The organism is Calothrix sp. NIES-2100, assembly GCF_963875285.1.
Taxonomy (GTDB): domain Bacteria; phylum Cyanobacteriota; class Cyanobacteriia; order Cyanobacteriales; family Nostocaceae; genus Aulosira.
In genome coordinates this window covers 7,132,753-7,150,600 of the sequence record NZ_CAWNLA010000001.1, presented here as the reverse complement: position 1 = coordinate 7,150,600, position 17,848 = coordinate 7,132,753, and the positions used below count along the sequence as shown (strand labels likewise).

General features: G+C 40.7%; 11 protein-coding genes. All 11 read right to left on the bottom strand.

The features are described from left to right. Position 1: 1 nt before the first annotated feature. On the bottom strand, positions 2-4,840 hold the full coding sequence (locus tag AACU32_RS29115; protein WP_096604841.1) for a beta strand repeat-containing protein: 4,839 nt from the start codon (positions 4,838-4,840) through the stop codon (positions 2-4). 667 nt (positions 4,841-5,507) lie between these two features. Continuing rightward, positions 5,508-6,692 (bottom strand): glycosyltransferase family 4 protein, encoded by a 1,185-nt coding sequence (locus tag AACU32_RS29110; protein WP_096604839.1) that lies wholly within the window; start codon positions 6,690-6,692, stop codon positions 5,508-5,510. A gap of 239 nt (positions 6,693-6,931) precedes the next feature. Then, on the bottom strand, positions 6,932-7,516 hold the full coding sequence (locus AACU32_RS29105; RefSeq protein ID WP_096604837.1) for an acyltransferase: 585 nt from the start codon (positions 7,514-7,516) through the stop codon (positions 6,932-6,934). A 183-nt stretch (positions 7,517-7,699) separates the two neighbouring features. After that, positions 7,700-9,022 (bottom strand): O-antigen ligase family protein, encoded by a 1,323-nt coding sequence (locus AACU32_RS29100; RefSeq protein ID WP_096604835.1) that lies wholly within the window; start codon positions 9,020-9,022, stop codon positions 7,700-7,702. Between the two features lie 7 nt (positions 9,023-9,029). Then, entirely contained in the window at positions 9,030-10,019 is a 990-nt protein-coding gene (locus AACU32_RS29095; RefSeq protein WP_339378356.1) for a glycosyltransferase family 2 protein, read from the bottom strand. Between the two features lie 96 nt (positions 10,020-10,115). Then, positions 10,116-11,555 (bottom strand): oligosaccharide flippase family protein, encoded by a 1,440-nt coding sequence (locus AACU32_RS29090; protein WP_096604833.1) that lies wholly within the window; start codon positions 11,553-11,555, stop codon positions 10,116-10,118. A gap of 121 nt (positions 11,556-11,676) precedes the next feature. Continuing rightward, complete coding sequence (locus tag AACU32_RS29085) at positions 11,677-12,633, bottom strand: beta-1,6-N-acetylglucosaminyltransferase (protein ID WP_096604831.1); 957 nt, start codon at positions 12,631-12,633, stop codon at positions 11,677-11,679. Positions 12,634-12,769: 136 nt separating this feature from the next. Then, complete coding sequence (locus tag AACU32_RS29080; protein WP_096604829.1) at positions 12,770-13,717, bottom strand: glycosyltransferase family 2 protein; 948 nt, start codon at positions 13,715-13,717, stop codon at positions 12,770-12,772. Further along, positions 13,695-14,807, bottom strand: coding sequence for a WecB/TagA/CpsF family glycosyltransferase (locus AACU32_RS29075; protein WP_096604827.1), 1,113 nt, complete (start codon positions 14,805-14,807; stop codon positions 13,695-13,697). The genes AACU32_RS29080 and AACU32_RS29075 overlap by 23 nt, the downstream gene beginning before the upstream one ends. Before the next feature lie 43 nt (positions 14,808-14,850). After that, positions 14,851-16,884, bottom strand: a complete 2,034-nt coding sequence (locus AACU32_RS29070) for a GumC family protein (RefSeq protein WP_096604825.1) — start codon at positions 16,882-16,884, stop codon at positions 14,851-14,853. A gap of 523 nt (positions 16,885-17,407) precedes the next feature. Continuing rightward, positions 17,408-17,530 carry a hypothetical protein gene (locus AACU32_RS29065; RefSeq protein WP_339378355.1) on the bottom strand — a complete coding sequence of 41 codons (123 nt, stop codon included), beginning with the start codon at positions 17,528-17,530 and terminating at the stop codon, positions 17,408-17,410. Positions 17,531-17,848: the final 318 nt, after the last annotated feature.

Here is a 17,848-nt window from a genome sequence, read left to right as displayed (position 1 = left end):
GTTAGATTCTCACATTAGCGCTGAGGGTGTAGCTAATAGCCGCAGAGACTGTATCTGTACCTTCATTGGCATTTTCGCTGATGACATCGCCGATGTTATCGACAATGTAAGTATCGTTACCAGCACCACCAGACATGGTATCTGCCCCCACACCACCGTCTAGGGTGTTGTTAGCAGTATTGCCTGTGAGACTGTTAGCCAGACTATTACCAGTACCGTTGATCGCAGTTGTACCCGTGAGAATCAGATTTTCGACGTTGTCTGTCAGGGTATAGGTGATGCTGGCGGATACTGTATCTGTACCTTCATTAGCATTTTCACTGATGACATCACCTGCAATCTCAACATAGTACAAGTCATTGCCTGCACCACCTAACATCGTGTCTGCACCCGTACCACCATTGATAATATTGTCTGCACTATTACCTGTAATGCTGTTATTGACAGTATTACCAGTACCACTAACAGCAGTGCCAGTGAGGATGAGATTTTCTAAGTTGGCGGCTAAGGTATAGTTGATGCTGGCAGCTACGGTATCTGTACCAGCACTAGCAGCTTCGGTGATTACATCACCCGTGCTATCAACAATGTAAGTATCATTACCAGCGCCACCGGACATACTATCATTGCCAGCGCCACCATCGATAATATTGTCGCCAGCATTACCAGTGATGGTGTTATTGAGAGTATTACCAGTGCCTGCGATCGCACTACCTGTCAAAGTTAGATTCTCAACATTAGCGCTGAGGGTGTAGTCAATAGCCGCAGAGACTGTATCTGTACCTTCATTGGCATTTTCGCTGATGACATCGCCGATGTTATCGACAATGTAAGTATCGTTACCAGCACCACCAGACATGGTATCTGCCCCCACACCACCGTCTAGGGTGTTGTTAGCAGTATTGCCTGTGAGACTGTTATCAAGACTATTACCAGTGCCGTTGATTACAGTCGTACCTGTGAGAATCAGATTTTCGACGTTGTCTGTCAGGGTGTAGGTGATGCTGGCGGATACTGTATCTGTACCTTCATTAGCATTTTCTGTGACCACATCACCAATAATATCGACTATGTAACTATCATTACCAGTACCACCTAACATCGTGTCTGCACCCGCACCACCATTCAGGGTGTCATTGCCATCTCCAGCATTGAGGATATTTTTACCGCCATTGCCTGTGATGATGTTATCAAGACTGTTACCAGTACCATCGATCACAGTAGTACCAGTCAGGGTAAGGTTTTCGACGTTGCCTGTCAGGGTGTAGGTGATGCTGGCAGATACTGTATCTGTACCTTCATTGGCATTTTCTGTGACCACATCACCTGTATTATCAACATAGTACAAGTCATTACCTGCACCACCAGACATTATATCAGTGCCTACACCACCATTTAGGGTATCATTACCATCCCCAGCATTGAGGATATTGTTACCTGCATTACCCGTGATTGTGTTATCGAGAGCGTTACCAGTACCAGTGATAGCAGTACCAGTAAGGGTGAGGTTTTCTAGGTTGTCTGTCAGGGTATAGTTGATAGTGGCAGATACTATATCTATACCTTCATTGGCATTTTCTGTGACTACATCACCGATGTTATCAACAGAGTACGAATCATTGCCTGCACCACCTAACATGGTGTCATTCCCCGTACTCCCATTAAGGGTGTCATTGCCAGCCCCACCATTAAGGATATTGTTAGCGCTATTACCTGTGATGATGTTATCGAGACTGTTACCAGTACCAGCGATCGCAGTACCAGTCAGGGTGAGGTTTTCTAGGTTGTCTGTCAGGGTATAGTTTATACTGGCAGATACTATATCTGTACCTTCGTTGCCATTTTCTGTGACCACATCACCGATGTTATCAACGGTGTAACTATCGTTACCAACGCCACCTAACATGGTGTCATTCCCCGTACCACCATTAAGGGTGTCGTTACCTGCACCACCATTCAGGTAATCATCACCACTACCACCAACTAAACTGTCATTACCTAGACCTGCCTTGATATAGTCATTACCTGTACCGCCAGTAAATTGGGTAATGCCGGCAAAACTACTAAAGTCAAATTTTTCAAAGTTTAACAGTGTGGTTCCAGTGATGTTCTGAACTTGATTAGTAGCATTATTCAGATTGATGGTGATGGTGTTTGATGAAATTCCACCTTGAAGAATCAGGGTATCAATGCCCAAACCTACATTGATTTGGTCGTTTTGCTGTAATTGTTCAAAAGTAGCGTTGATAGTGTCGTTGCCGCTACCAATATTAATGGTATCTGTTGCTGTGGTAGCGCTTAAGGTTTGGTTAACGACATTTACCTGAACTGCAATAGTTTTAGTATCGCTTAAAGGTTCACCTGTACCTGTATTGCCTTGGTCGTTGACAGCAAGGGTAATAGTGTCTGCGCCACTATAGTTGAGGTTACTGCGATAAACCAGGTTATTCAGGGCATTAGTGATATCAGTGAGTGACCCGGTAAAGGTCATGGTGTTGCTGTTATTGCCACCACTGGTAAATGTGAGTCCGGTAGTGTTGCCAAAGGTAAGTTTACCGTTGTTGGCACTCAGGGTGACTTGTAAGGGACTGCTAAGAGCATCGACATCGGCAATGCTGATACCTGTGAGGGTGAAGTTGGTGTCTTCATTGACAGTTTGGGATGCAGGTACTGTCAGGACTGGGGCATCATTGACTGCGCTTAAGGCAAAACTGCGAGTTTGTCCGCTTAAGGTACTACCATTACCATCTGTGACTGAATAGGTGAAGGTGACAGTACCGTTGTAATTGGCATTCGGTGTAAAGGTATATGTGCCGTTGTTATTATTGACTACAGCCCCATTGGTGGCTGTTAATCCTGTGACACTGAGAGTATTGCCATCTGCATCAGCAAAGCCTTGTAACAGAGAAGCCGCAGTAATTGTATATGCTGTGTCTTCTGTTCCAGCTGCTAGGGTGGCAGTAGGACTGCCTGTGACTGGATCATTAACGGGTACACCTGTAATGGTTTTAGTCCCTGTAATAGCTGGGGCTACACCATCAGAAATACTAGTAGCAATGGTGAAGTTGCTGTTGAAGTTGGCGGCGGGGGTGAAGGTTAATCCGGCTAGGAGGGCGTTGACATTTGCTGTTGCACCACTAGCTGTCCATACTCCTGTAGCAGCGTTATAGGTGGATGTGACTGTACCAGAAGTGGCAATATTAAAACTACCTGCGGCTGGGTTCGATAATGTCAGGGTAGCTATGATGTTGGCACTGTCTACATCTGTGACAACAATATCCGTAAAATTTAGGAGTGTATCTTCGGTGTAGGTTTCGGCTGTACTTAAGTTGGTGGCTGTGGGAGCATCGTTGACATTATTGACGGTGATGTTAAAGTCATCTGTTGCGGTTGCTTGCCCATCACTGGCTGTGACTCGGACGCTGATTGTGGCAACATCGCTATTGGTAGGAGTGCCACTGAAGGTGCGAGTAGTAGAATTAAAAGTTAGCCAACTAGGTAAGGCAGAACCATTGCTCTGTGTGGCACTGTAGGTGAGGGTGTTGCCGTCAGCATCGGTGAAGGCATTGCTTGTAACTGTGAAACTGAAGGGAGTATCTTCTGTGGCAGCTGTATCTGGAATAGGGTTGGCTAGGCTGGGGGGTGTATTACTGGGGGGTGTATACGAAGAAACAGGCACGCCTGTTGAGCCTAAGAAAACTAAATTAGCCTGTGAAGTTGAAGTTTGGGTAACCTGAATGCTTTGTAAGGTTTTTGTCGAATCGGAAGTGAAGCGCAAACCAAATACCGCAGCACTATCAGTGTTTTCAAATGATGGGCTGCCGCTGTAAAAATTAGCACGGTCTAATCCATCAATCAGATAGTATAAGTCTGGTGTTTCATTAATATTATAAAACCAGTCAGGAACGTTGGTGTTAACTTGGGTAAATGAGCCATCGGTATAATTAAGTTTGACATTGATAGAATTTGCATTGTTATATTCATTTGTGCTAAAAGCAAATAGGTGGACTTCGGAGTATTTAGTCTGCGGTACTGATATTGTGAAACTCGGATTGCTGGAGTTGAGAAGCCTGACATTATTACCGTCATTACTGTTGGTATAATTAAGTTGTATATCTGGATGGTAGGCATTAGCGGCGAAAAAGCCATTATCCGGTAGACCATTGCCATTACTACCCCCTGCTGAAGTCGCATAGGATTGGGTGATCAGTGTAGTTGAGCCATCTAAAGCATTCTGGGAGGAGTCTGTGACACCGTTACTACGGTTGACAATTCCATCAGCATTGAATAATGAGGAGACATTAAACTGAACAGGCTGAGGCTGGGCAGTTGTAATATCTAGACTCCACCCACTGCTAATGGTGCCTGTACCACCGCCTAGGTCATCAACAACAAAAAGTTGCCAAGTACCGTTGGCAGTTGCATTGTTGAAGGCAGAAAGGGAAGTCCCATAGGGGCCTGATGGTGCTGAGGAGGGAAAAGAATCACCAGACTGATAATCAGTTGGTTTATATGTACCAGACGATGTTATTTGTGTATTATCTGCTAATAAACTGGTAGCTGAATCGCTAAATGTTAAATTGATATTGGTCAGTGAAAAATCTCCACCTGCATCAGACATCAACAAAACTTTTTGACCATTTGGACCAACCAGTAAGATATCAATATCGTCTGCGTACTGATGATTTAAACCGTTAATTTTCACCTGTATCCCAGTTATCACACCTGTAGTACCTGAGACACTAATAGCAGCTGGGTAAAGTGAAGCTGCTGTAGGTCCGTTTGCTGTAGCGTCGTTTATGGTGATGACGCTTGTGTTACTGAAAGTGTAGTTTGCCATAGTTGAAGTACAATTTGGTTAAGTAAATTACGGTAATAGTCACAACAAGTTAGTCCCTACAGTGAAAATGAGTAGGGAGGCAAAATGATACCGCTCAAATCAAAGAGCAATTACATTGATGAAAATGCTGCTACAAATTAAGACCTATGTCCCGAATGACACGCTGGTTATGAGAACTCAAGAATCTAATAAATTTGATTGAAATTGGATTTTAGCCATCTAGAATATAAAAACCCACTCACGTATCAAACACAGGATAGGCTGAAACATTGTATTTATGAGGATTTACAGCGTTGTTTGGGTAAATAGAGCAATAAAAGTCAATATTTTGAATTCCCCCTTGCAGGTAAGTGTGTTATTGGGTGTTAGTATTCAAAGTTACTCTCATTTCATCCCTGTGCGCCAGTCGGAAAAGTCGGATCTTAAAGTTGGAAAAGTCGGATGATGTCTAAAATATTTCTTTGCAAAAAATATTTATACTGATCAATAGTTTTAAGAGCCAATCACCAAAATTAACTTTCGATAATACTCTTGTACTATCAAAGGGCGATCGCGCTGTGCCAGTTACGTAAGTCCTGACTTATTCTCTACTCATGCAAAAATTTGTAGGGACAGGAAAATCCAGCCCCTACAAATGCATCTATTGAATTATGTTTTTAAGTTGCTACTATACTGCTTGCAAATATATTTCTTTCATTTTATTTGCATACTTGCTGAGCGAATGATTGTCCTTAATTCCTTGAATTGAGCGATTCGATTTGTCAATTAAAGTATCTCGATTGGCGAAGATTTCATGTATTACACGCTCAAGTCCTAATTTGATGGCGGAACTAATTTCCAGTCGCTGTTGTGGGGTTGTGTAGATAGCTTCACCTAAATAATTTGTGGGAACTTCAATGATCCATCCTCTATCATTGTCGTTAACTTCTGGTAATGCTCTAATATTGGTTGTAATCACAGGACAGCCAGCAGCTTGAAATTCTAGAACAGAAAAACCGTAGGTATCTGCATAGGTTGGTAGTAGTCCAACATGACACTGCTTTGTTAATTCTAGAACTTCTTTATTGGGAAGCTGCTCATAATAATTAATCCAATCGAGATTTTGTTGAATTAATATTTTCGCTTTTTGAATATCATCTTCGGTTTCTTTAGTGGCATAATCATCTAAGCGGAGTGAAGAGATGAGTGTTAATTCTAAATCATAGTTATATTCTCTCTTCAATCTGCTGAATGTTTCGACTACTTCCATACCTCCTTTTCGGAAAAAAGAAGCGCCAACGAGAATAAATTTAATTTTGCCATCTAAAGTAATATTTTTCTCAGCATAGGATGAAACAAGTAATGGCTGTGGGGGATGCAAAACTGTTATTTTAGGTTCAATAGCTTTTTGATATTCGGGAAAATCCTTTAACAGAATTCTCTGCATATTGGCATTACAATGAGACATGGCAATTAGATGTTTACATGAGTGGCTAGCCATTGCCTCTAAAGCATTTTTGACATTTTTATAATTGGAAAGTTGAGAAAAATCTGGTCTAGAACCTTGATGACAGGAGAGGGTGCGATCTAATCGAGGTAAAATTGTTTCAAATGTCGTTATCCAAGGGGTTTTACCGTAGCTGATGGTATTAAAGAAGTGGAGAATATCGACTTTATTTAAATTTAAATCTGTGAATTGATAAATTAAATCGTTGAAGGGTAAAAGATTTTTTCTCGCCAGTTTATTGATGGATTTAATTGCGGGATAAGTTAGAGCAAATAAATTATTAACTTTTTGATATTCGACATTTTCGACAATATTAATAATGTTGCGTTTGTAGAGATAATTATCCGAAAGATAACCGACTTTCATTAAAGACCTACCTTAAATTATTTAGAGAAACAAACCGCACAGACGCAAGGGACGTGGAGATATAAGAAATATAGAAATCCTATTTGATATCTGAATCAAAAATGAGAAAGGGGACAAAGAAAAAAGTCTGAACGCCGACTTCCGACGCTCAGAACTTCGGGAAGGCAAGGAGGAAAGATATTTGTAGGACGTACAAGGATTACTATAGAGGGGGTTATGAGGTTAGTTAAATACTTTAACTACACAGGCGATAAATTGACTTTTTTATCTGCATCTTTATAGAGGTTTTTGACAATTTGTTGGGGATTTCCAATTACGACAACTCCAGCAGGAACTGGTTGGCGAATAATGCTTCCTAATCCAATAACGCTATCTTGACCAATGTGGACACCTTTCATGATAGTTGCTCTGGCTCCAATCCAAACGTTACGCTCAATGACTATGGGCGCTGATACTTTTGGGCCGGGAGGAGCAAAACGCAGATGTGGTTCCAGGTTGTGATAGTCGGAATCTTGCAAAAAACAATCGGAAATGAGACATTCATCACCAATTTGAATTGAGCGTACAGAGCCAATCCAACAACCATTAAGTAGGGTATTTCTGCCAATTGTTACGTCACCAGAACCGTAAATTTTTACGTTCATCCCGATCCGAGTTCCCGCGCCAATTTTCACTTTGACATCGCCGGAAATAATCAATTTTCCTTTAATTAAAACTCCTGGTTCTAAGGTTAAATTGGGATACCGCCATTGGTAATAAAACTGCTTAATTGCAAAGTAATATTTTGCTAGTTTGAGTAATAGTGGATGTTTATTTTTATTCATATATATATATATCCGGTTATTTGCAAAAAATCTGTAAATTTAAACTTTATCTACTACCATTCATGTTAATTTTTGCCTATTGCTTATCAGACTTTTCAAGTTATCTGGAAAACCTCTCTCAATATCTCTAATACAAGGAGAGAGACTTTGAATTTTCAGCGTAAAGGCGATATAATATGACTATTATATCAGTTGTTGCCATCTAGAAATTGGTGGACGTTTTAATTGATGTTCAAACAAAATCACCCCTAACCAAAGGAAATAAAACCAGAAATAAATACACATCCAACTTAATGGTAGACCTTCAATTAATAGACACAATGCTAGAAAGCTGGCAAAAGCTCCCTGAGCTAATTTATTTCCTTGCATAGCGATGTTCCAAAAGTTCCAGAGAGTTGTGCCTAGTGCAGTAATCAAGCAAGTAAAGCCGAAAATTCCATGTAAATATAAAACACCTGCATAGGTTGAAAAGGAGCCAAGTACAACTTTGTAGATGTACCAAGTAACTTCTCCTTGGGGAATTCCCCATCCCAGCCAGGGGCGCTGTTGCCATGCTTTGATGGTTTCACCAACGACAAGGCTACGATCGGCTGAGGATGAAGCACGAGCACCTGTGAACACATCTAAGGACTGATGTATTACGTCTACTAAGGTGACACCGATGAATGCACAACTCATAAACACGGCAGAAGTTACCCAAAGATAACTGTGGCGTGCTGTACGATCGCGAAAGCTGAGGGATATCCAAACAACTATGGGAAAACACAGCCAAGCTACGCGGCTTTGACTTACTAATAAGGCCAAAAGACTACCCGCGATCGCTAAATAGCGGAGACGACGATTTGATTCACCACTACAAATAAAAAAGCAAAGCAACCCACACACGCCGGGAATGGGAGGATCGGCCATGTACAGCGATGTTCTGGGGAGTGGAATGCCAAAAAAGGTTTGAAACATTGCTGGTTTTACCAGCAAGCTTAATTTGTCACCAGGAATCAGTTTTGCTAGGGGCGGATAGAAGGGCTGATCCCAAACCCCAACAAACAGAAGAACAAATTGTAGTATAACAGTAATACCGTAACCAACAGCCATCCAAGCGATCGCCCGCGTTAAAACTTTGGAGCGAATGGGATTCCAAAAGGGGAGAACCAGACAACTAACTATGAGAAAGTAACCTTTGAAAAAGGTGACTAGTGTGGAAATTAGGCGAAAGGGATCAAAGTTAACATCTACAAGCCCGAGAGTAGCTGTCCAGATCATCGCGATCGCCATTGCTAACCATGCCCAAATACAAGCTGGGATATGGGTATTCAGCAATTTATCTAAGCGGAAGGAACGTACTAGCAGCCAAACTGCGATCGCGGGATACAACAGAGTTTGTACACCCAACAACCACCACAGTGGAGTCAGTACAATTGTCCAATACAAGATGCGCTCGGCAAATAACATTTGTCCTAGCTCATCATCTGTGGTAAAATTCAACCCCTTACTAATTACTGTCAACATTCCCCTGTTAGCTCTCAACACTACTTAGCGGTTGCTCGAGATTTTGTTTCTCGCCCAACAATCCTTTTAGCCACCGTCGGGTATCTCTAGGAATCAACCAAAAGCCAAAACATAATAAAAAGTCAATCGGTTTTGGGCTACCAAATCGGATTGCTTCCCAAAGCAGCGGCAGAAATTCCTGCCATTTCCCTTGTGCTGAGGCTTGCGCGCCCACCTCCACCATGATGAAAGAAGCGTAGGCTCGGCGAGTTACCAAGCTACGATTTTCTTTAATCCAGTTTAGGGAATACTGCCAGTCATGGGTATTACTAACACTTTTTTGCGTTTTGGAGTGATACCAAATTGCCATCGGTTCAGTGACAAATTGAACTTCTACTCCTTCTAGATTACCAACTCGCAGTAGCCAATCCCAATCTTGGTGTTTACGTAAATCGGCTCTAAATGGCACTTGTTTTAATAATTCTCTTGATGTAAAAATTCCTGAGGTTTGAATCAATCCCTCACCAAATCCGGGAGAATTGCGGACGAGGATATATTCACTTAAAGGTTCTGCTGGTTGAGGAAACCGTCGCGGATGGACAAATTCTCCGTGAGGTGTATGAGCTATCACTGAACAAGCAATAATGGGAAAGCGAGCAGTAGAGCGATTTGCAGCTTCGACCTGAAGCTCTATTTTCCGGGGTAACCACTGATCATCATCGTCTAGAAACGCAATCCACTCTCCCTCAGCCATTGCAACTCCCGCATTCCGCGCTGCTGCGCCACCGATAGAATTGGGGAGTATAAGCACACGCAAGCGAGGATCGTCAATCTGCTGGAGTGCTTTTGCGGTTGCGGGATCGGGGCCATCCACCACCACGACAACCTCAAGCCGCCAAAATGTTTGTTCTAAAACACTTCTGACAGCACGAGTGACAACAGATGCGCGATTTCTTGTGGGAATCACAGCACTAACTAGCGGTTGAATCGGATGGTTCATTTTTACCTCATTTGTCATTTGTCAGTTGTCAGTTGTGATTGGTCATTTGTCCTATCTTACAAGGGCTTCTCTATTTAAAATGATTGGCGATCGCATCTCAAATAGTTCTTAAATTTAGCGAGTACTAAACATTTTAACTTTATGCCCTAACTTTTTAATTAGGGATAAATATGTAGAAAATTGCTCAGGTAGCAAAACCCGAATCAGAAATAAATAGAGCGTGATATCAATAATCGGTGAAATAAATTTAGGTATAGGTAAAATTCGGCTAATGCTAATGGCAAATAATGCCATAAATAAAGCTTTAAAACAAGGTAGTAAATATTTTAAAAGAGACCAACCAAAGGTTTTACAAGCTGACCACCACCAAAAAACTGTCCAACTAAAACCTAAAATTACAACTACGGCGATCGCTACTCCCAAAATGCCACCTTTCCAAGCACCAATTAAAAAACCTAAAACAGCTAGAGGCGCTATCTGTAAATTAACTTTGGCATTAATATCAGGTCTACCCTTGGCAGCTAGCATACTAGATAGGGAAGTATTTACTAACCTGAAGTAGGCAAAGATGAGTAGCCAAGGAATTACCGTAGCTGATGGAATAAATTTCTCTCCAAATATATAGGTAATAAATGTTTCATCAACTATCAGATAAATTACAGAAAATAACAGAGCCGCAAAATATGACATCTGTTCGACAACCCTAACCAAAGCCTTTTCTTGCTCTTGGTCGTCTTTCATTTGTGCAAAAACTGATATCCCAAGTTGGTTCATTACTTGAGACATGATTAAGCTAAAAGCTGTAGTTACTTGATAAGCAAAGTTGTAATAGCCTAAATTAGTAGTTCCTAGTAATCTGCCAATTACAAAATTATCAGAATTGGAATTAATATAAAATCCCAAACTAGAGCCAACAGAACCTATGCAGTAGGATAGAGCTTCTGACCTGATTTGTGGATCTATTTTTAAGTAAAACTTGAATTTAGTATAATAAAAAGTAATCCAAAATATAGTCAACCAAAAAATAGTATCACCTATGGCGAAAGACCAATAACTTAATCCTGATAAAGCACATCCTGCTGTAGTAAAGATGCGAATCATCGAGGAAATTAAGGTAGCATTTGCCAATTCTTGATACTGCATTCTTCTCCTCATGATTCCAGCATAGACAGCTTGGACAGAGGAAAGAAAAAAATTAAAAGCGAAGAAAGCTAATAGTCCGATGAGGTTTGGGATACCGAAAAAATTGGCAGCCAAAGGAGATAAGGCTATCATCACTGCTGCGCCAACCATACCAATACAAATACTCAAGGAGTAAGTAGTATCGATATAACGTCGGTCTTCAATTCCTTTATAAACTAAAAAATCTCCAGTTGTACCTTGAACAAAAAGATTAATAAAAGACCAGAAAATATAGGCGACACTGATAACTCCAAAGTCTGATGGCAATAAAAGTCGCGCTAATAATAAATTACTGAATAATGCAAATAAGCGGTTGACAATTGCTCCGTATGTTGTCCAAAAACCACTTTTAATGATAGAAGTACGATTCATAATGAGTTAGCACACCTGAGAATATAGTGGTTATAAGGCAGACGGCAGAAGGCAGAAGGTAAGAAATAAGTATCAATAACCTTTTATTGGCATGTAAATTTTCTTTTTCATCCTTCATCCTTTATCCTTCATAATTATTAGCGATTAATTCTTTAGTTGTAAAATTCTTTTTATCGATTAAATCAAAAATCTGCTGGTCTAACCCCATATCCAATTTTCTGGCAAAGTGGGCTTGACTGTTTGCTATATTTTCATAATCATCTTTGGTGAGAATGCTAGGGCTACCATCCTGAGATTTTGTGAAATCAAAGTAGCGTTTACAATCATTACAAAGGTTGAACAATCGGCTATTTACTAAAATGGTTTGAATGAAACACTCAACAGATATGCTGGTACTGCGACAGTATTGCACAAAACTGGGATTGTTTTTGGTGTAAGTGTAGAGATATTCTACGCAGCTTCGAGAAAGGGTACAGAAAAAGGAACCACCGTAGCATTTAAAGGATTGATTAAAGGGAGTAGTTGCTTTAACACCAATCCGGAGGTCGTAGGAACAATTAAACCGAATCCAGGGTTGAATATAGTTGAGAATCTTTAACGGTTTGAGCATTTTTTGTAAGCGATCGCTCACCGTTGCTGAGAGTTGTTTGTACTGATAAAAGTAACGACTATATCCTTCATGGATGCTCCATTGGCTTTGGGATGACAAAACATCAAAGTATTCTAAGAAACCCTCATAATGAGTTGTCTCCAGAAAAGCTTCAATTTCTCCGATTGGTTGAATTGGGTAATCCTGACCGGTAATATTGATCAACCAATCAAAATCAATTTGATTTGTAAACAGCCAATTCAATGCATCGAGGTAGCTCTGAACCATACTAAAGTCGGCTCGTCCACCTTTGGTGAAAAATAAATGAATGTTAGTACTGCGATGGAGCATTGATAAATCCAACTGACAAAAAGTTGGATCGTGGCTAATCAAAATTTGGCATCCTGGGCTGGATTTTTGAATTAAGTTGATTAACCGATAAATTTGAGCGGGATTTTTATGCGTTTGAATTAAGTAACAAACTCTCATGAAGGTTTTCCTAGGAATTACCAAGAAGACAGGGAGAAGGGGAGACGCTTTGACGGTAGGTGTCAGATCCCCGACTTCGTCAAGAAGTCAGGGATCTTGTAGGGTTTCTTTGCGTCACCGCGTCTTTTCAAGAACTCTACTCGACAGAACCAAGTGCTTGCTGAAGTATGAGCTTTGTTAAGGGAGCCAAACGCACAGAAATGAGTGTAAGCAGCGATCGCGGATCGCGAAAGAAAATTGAGCGATCGCTTACCCAAGCCTGGTTAATAAAAGCTGCTGCTTGGGTTAAGTCACCGGCTGTAACAGAGATGCGCGCTAAATAGCGATACATATAAGCGTAGGCTGTTGGTAGCATCGGTTTGACGACTTCAGGCGATCGCTCATAAGCTGATTTGAGTACTTGTTCCTGCGATCGCTGCATTTGCGCTACATTGAAAGATAACCCTGAAGGGCGTACGCGGTAGTAACACAAAATCCGAGGTTCCCGATAGAATCGCCACCGCTCTGTAGCCGCAATTCTCAACCAAAAATCAATATCTTCAGAACTACGGAGGGTTTCATCAAACTCTCCCACTTCATCTATCAAACAACGGCGAAATACAGCATTCGAGCCATGTCCGATGAAGTTCTTACACAATAATGCCAACAATATATTGTTAACAATTGGTTTACCACTTAAGGACATAAAAGTAACTTGTCCATCATCCCGAATAGCTCGAGATGCACTGTAGGTAACTCCAATCTCTGGGGATTTATCGAGTTTTGCTATATGAACAGCTAACTTATCAGGATGGTAAGTATCATCTCCATCCAGCAACGCAATATATTCTCCCTGAGCATGATGAAGTCCATAATTGCGAGCCGATGACAGTCCACCATTGGGTTTTTGCAGCAATTGAAACCGAGAATCTCGCCGGCTAAATGTTAATGCAATCTCAGCAGTTTCATCGGTAGAACCATCATCAACGATTAAAACTTCATAATCTCCAAAAGATTGACATTCTACAGAGAATAAAGCAGCCTCAAGATAACCACTAACGTTATATGCAGGCACTACAACACTAACTTTCGGAGTATACGCCATTTAACAACTCCTTAGTTCTGCTTTGATTTTGATTGCTGAGGATGATATTTTTGACGATAAAATCGATAGTTTGCTGTTTAATCCATCCCTTATTGATCAGGATGTCACTCAAGGGAACTCCTGTCTTTCTTTGTTCAGATAGAGCAATATCGATATGGTTGATGGTCAGCAAACCTGCTTCAACTAAGGAATCACTCAGGCTCTTTGTCGGTGTTGAGTTGGATGGCGAAAGAGCGTTAGTAAATGCACTTGTTTTCCAGTTATAGTACTTTCCTGCTTCAAGTTGCGTGACTCCTTCTCGGAATTGAGAGAGTTTAGCTAGAGCAATATGACAAGCAAAAGCCGGATTACCTAGCAAATAACGAGCGCCCAATCTCTTTGGTTCACGGAGCAGACGATAAAGCCATTCCAAATTGTTTTTAGCCAGAAAATCGGGACAATCAGAAACTACTCCTGCTAAACGATCGATGACTGCTCCTCCTAACAAAATTGCATTCACATGCAATCTATCTCTATATCGAGCTACCCAATTTTCCTGAAGAGGCATTCCCATACCAACTAAGAGAATATTCGGTTTTATCTGGTTGATACGGCGAATAATTAAATCATTGGTTTCCGGATCATCAATAGAAAAGTAACCATGATGACCTGCTACTTTAATATTTGGATAATTTATTGCTAAATTATTAATTGCTTTTTCTAGATATTGAGGTTTTGCCCCAAGGAGAAATATTGACAGTTCTTGTTTATGAGAAAATTTTAATAGTTCTGGCATCAGCGTTGTATAGGAGACCCGATATTGAATCGGCAGGTCAAGTCCCATATAGCTTAAGGCTTTTAAAATACCTGAACTATCACAATGCACGATTTCTGAACTTTGCAAAAATTCATAAAACCAGGGCAATTGCATCGATAAATTGAAGGCATGAACGTTGTAATTTGCTACCGTAATTTTTTGATCTACCTTACAAGCGGTGTGAATTGCTTCAATAATGCCATCAACAGTTATGGGAGTAATTCTTCTTCCCAAAAGATAAACAACTAAGCTAGGTAAATCTAATGGTGTATCGATATTGTTGATTGTTTTCATAGCAGTAACCAAGTGAAGAGGTAGATGTACACAAGGTAAAATATTAGCCAGTAGTAATCAGGGAATTCTTAGTTGCATAGGATGAATCCATAGGTTTCATATCCATGCCGTTAACAATAATTCCCATTGGTTTAACTCTCTGATGATTAAGTTGAGTCAGAGCTTTTTGAAATAAATATCGTTGACTAACTCCAGGACGAACAACAAACAACACACCAGATATAATAGATGCCATCAAAGAGGTTTCAGTAGTTGAACAAATAGATGCGCTGTCTATCAGGACGTAGTCGTAATTGCCATTCTCTTGTAAGACTTGGAGGGACTGTTCAAATCCTTTGCTAACGATAAACTCAACTAATTCGCGTTCAGGTTGATGTATCGTCATCACATCGATGTTATGACGCACAGAAATAGGTTGGTCGGATGGGTGGAAAGTTTGTGAAGATGAGTTTCCTAATGTTGCTTTCAGTGCTGACTGATTTTGATCCGCATCTATAATTAAAATGCGAAACCCTAAAGTAGCCAGAGCGATCGCCAAACCTAAGACAACAGTAGTTTTACCTTCACCAACGGTAGAACTGCTCACCATGAACCGACGATCTTCTAAGTTCATGGCGCTAATAGCTAAAGCCAACCGCTGAAATTCCAGATGTGTTTCTGCTTCCACAGCTTCTCGATTGTGTAAAACCTTGAACTGTGGGACACCTCCCAAAATGGGAATTTCTGTCTTTTGTAAATCTTCTGGGCTAAGTAAGGGATTGCGACTTTCTAGGAACAACGCCAAAGCCGCGCTACCAAACAATCCAGCCAGAATCACTCCGATAGCAATTTTTTGCTGACTGTTGCTAGCAGCTTGAACTTCAACACTAGGGTCATCTAAAACTTGTATACTCGGAAAAGCACTAAAAGCATTGAGTTTTGCCTCTTGTACTTTTCCAACTAAACCGTTGTATACGCCTTCAGCAATCTTATATTGATGTTGCAGCTCTAATAATTTAGCTTGAGCGGGAGGAAAAGTTTGGAGTTTTTTATTTAATTCATCAATCTGTCGCTGTAATTGAATTTCTTGATTCTGCAAAGCACTGGTGTTAGCTTCTGCTAATACCAGGTTTTGGATCAACTCTCCATAATTTTCACCAACAGATGCATTAACACCCTGTGTATTAGCGGCTGCTTCCGCAATATATTGTGTTAACTGTTTTGATAATTGTTCCCGCTGATTCAGCAGATTTTTTACCTGAGGATGCTCGGGTGTGAATTTAGCTTCAGCCTCTAAAAGTGGTACCTCAAGTTCCGATAACTTCTGGCGAATAAATTGAAAGTCGCGATTTTCTGCTAATCTCAGAGAACGAATAGCTTGATCGGAACTTAATCCCATGCGGCTAGAAAGTTCTTTGACATTAGCTTGAGATGACTTAAACTGAGCGATAATTTGGGAGCGAGTTGTAGTCAGTTGAGTAACGGCTGCTACAGTTTCGCGAATTTGATTATCGCTACTGACTAATCCAGAAGATTCTTGAAATTCTGTGAGTCTGGTTTGAGCTTGGCGTAAATTTCTCAGGGCTTGATTCAGCTCAGTGCGCATAAATTCTGAGCGTTGCTTAGCATCATTTTGACGCAGCTGGCTCATGCGCTGTTGAAAGACATCCAGTAATCGTCTCGCACGTCCTTGGGCTATCTCTTCTGTAGAACCATGTACAGTAATTGAGATAATGGTTGATTCACTTTGAGGCGCAACAGTAAAGATTTTCCGGTAACTACTGACATCGGAAAACTGATCTTTTTGAGGATCGGAATTCCAGAGTTGGCTGAGAGTTTGATCGCTCAAAAGGATCGACGAGAAGATATTTAGAGGATTTACCTGCTGAGAAAATACTACACCACCACTGTTGAGACTACCTAATGTCCCTAAATCTGCGGTTAAGCCACTACTAGTCACTGGTAAAATTAGCTGAGTCTTAGCAATCCAAACCTGAGGGACTCTTGCGATCAGCACAGAGGCGATCGCAAACAACACAGCATTAAAGCTTGCGACAAATATCCAGTGTCTCAAAAAGATTGCAAAAACTCTATTCATAACTCTTAGGTAGCTTCTCCCTTTAGACCACAGACATATGGTATCAACAGTGGTTACTCTGATGATGGGATTAAAACATATCCATAGGAACCTTCGGTAGATTACTTTACCATATCTTTAAGGTTTCTTCTGTAATCTTACTATTGTGCATTTTTTACTACGGTTAGAATGCTTGTCTGGCATAGCTTTCCAGGGTCTCAGACTTCGCACAAATGTTAGCAGAGTATCAGATTTGTCCTACCCATAATCTTACCTTAACTTTAAATACATCGTTTCTTAATCCTCGACCTGCTTCAGTCCAGGGTTTTGGATTGCAGATTTTTGCCGACAATGGATTTGTTTATTAAGTTTAAGTAAAAACTTTTGCGGACTATTGCATAATTCATGGTCATTCGTGTTTCCTACAAACAGTAGGTGTATTCTTATGTGTTCTTTTTCACAAAAGAGTTCAGGTGTCAGCAACTAAAATTCTCGTGAATTTTGGGCGACGAGCAGATGAATCAATGGGTGTAAGACCCCCAGACTATCGGTTTGGCGATCGCTCATCAGCTGTTACCTGTAAATAGAAGCCTAAATTTAGGCTTTTAACAATCAGAACTGCAAACAGTTCCTTTGCATCTAACAAGTGTTCTGGAAACTCTGCCACACACTTGTTTGGAGGAAGGCCTCTCGCCAGTTCCTATACAAAGCAAACCACCAAATACCAGACTAGTTCACCAAATTTTTCATTTGGTGAATTGCAATCACTCGGAATTCACATACTCCACTGATTGGATTTCAAATTCTTGGCAAATTTTCCGTAGTCGGACTACAAAAATATACAAGCATTTCCAATCCTGACAGCCGTTGATCCAGCATTTTTGTCAATCACTATGCTGTCGTAAAGGTCAATATATTTGGTTGCTTGCTAGGTAAATTATACAGATATTGAAAAATGGAACTTTTTCATCTCATCCCTCAATCT

Coding starts and splice junctions, on each gene's coding strand:
- AACU32_RS29090 (WP_096604833.1), bottom strand. CDS start 11,555: ATGAATCGTACTTCTATCATTAAAAGTGGTTTTTGGACAACATACGGA.
- AACU32_RS29095 (WP_339378356.1), bottom strand. CDS start 10,019: ATGACAAATGAGGTAAAAATGAACCATCCGATTCAACCGCTAGTTAGT.
- AACU32_RS29075 (WP_096604827.1), bottom strand. CDS start 14,807: ATGAAAACAATCAACAATATCGATACACCATTAGATTTACCTAGCTTA.
- AACU32_RS29115 (WP_096604841.1), bottom strand. CDS start 4,840: ATGGCAAACTACACTTTCAGTAACACAAGCGTCATCACCATAAACGAC.
- AACU32_RS29080 (WP_096604829.1), bottom strand. CDS start 13,717: ATGGCGTATACTCCGAAAGTTAGTGTTGTAGTGCCTGCATATAACGTT.
- AACU32_RS29085 (WP_096604831.1), bottom strand. CDS start 12,633: ATGAGAGTTTGTTACTTAATTCAAACGCATAAAAATCCCGCTCAAATT.
- AACU32_RS29105 (WP_096604837.1), bottom strand. CDS start 7,516: ATGAATAAAAATAAACATCCACTATTACTCAAACTAGCAAAATATTAC.
- AACU32_RS29100 (WP_096604835.1), bottom strand. CDS start 9,022: ATGTTGACAGTAATTAGTAAGGGGTTGAATTTTACCACAGATGATGAG.
- AACU32_RS29070 (WP_096604825.1), bottom strand. CDS start 16,884: ATGAATAGAGTTTTTGCAATCTTTTTGAGACACTGGATATTTGTCGCA.
- AACU32_RS29110 (WP_096604839.1), bottom strand. CDS start 6,692: ATGAAAGTCGGTTATCTTTCGGATAATTATCTCTACAAACGCAACATT.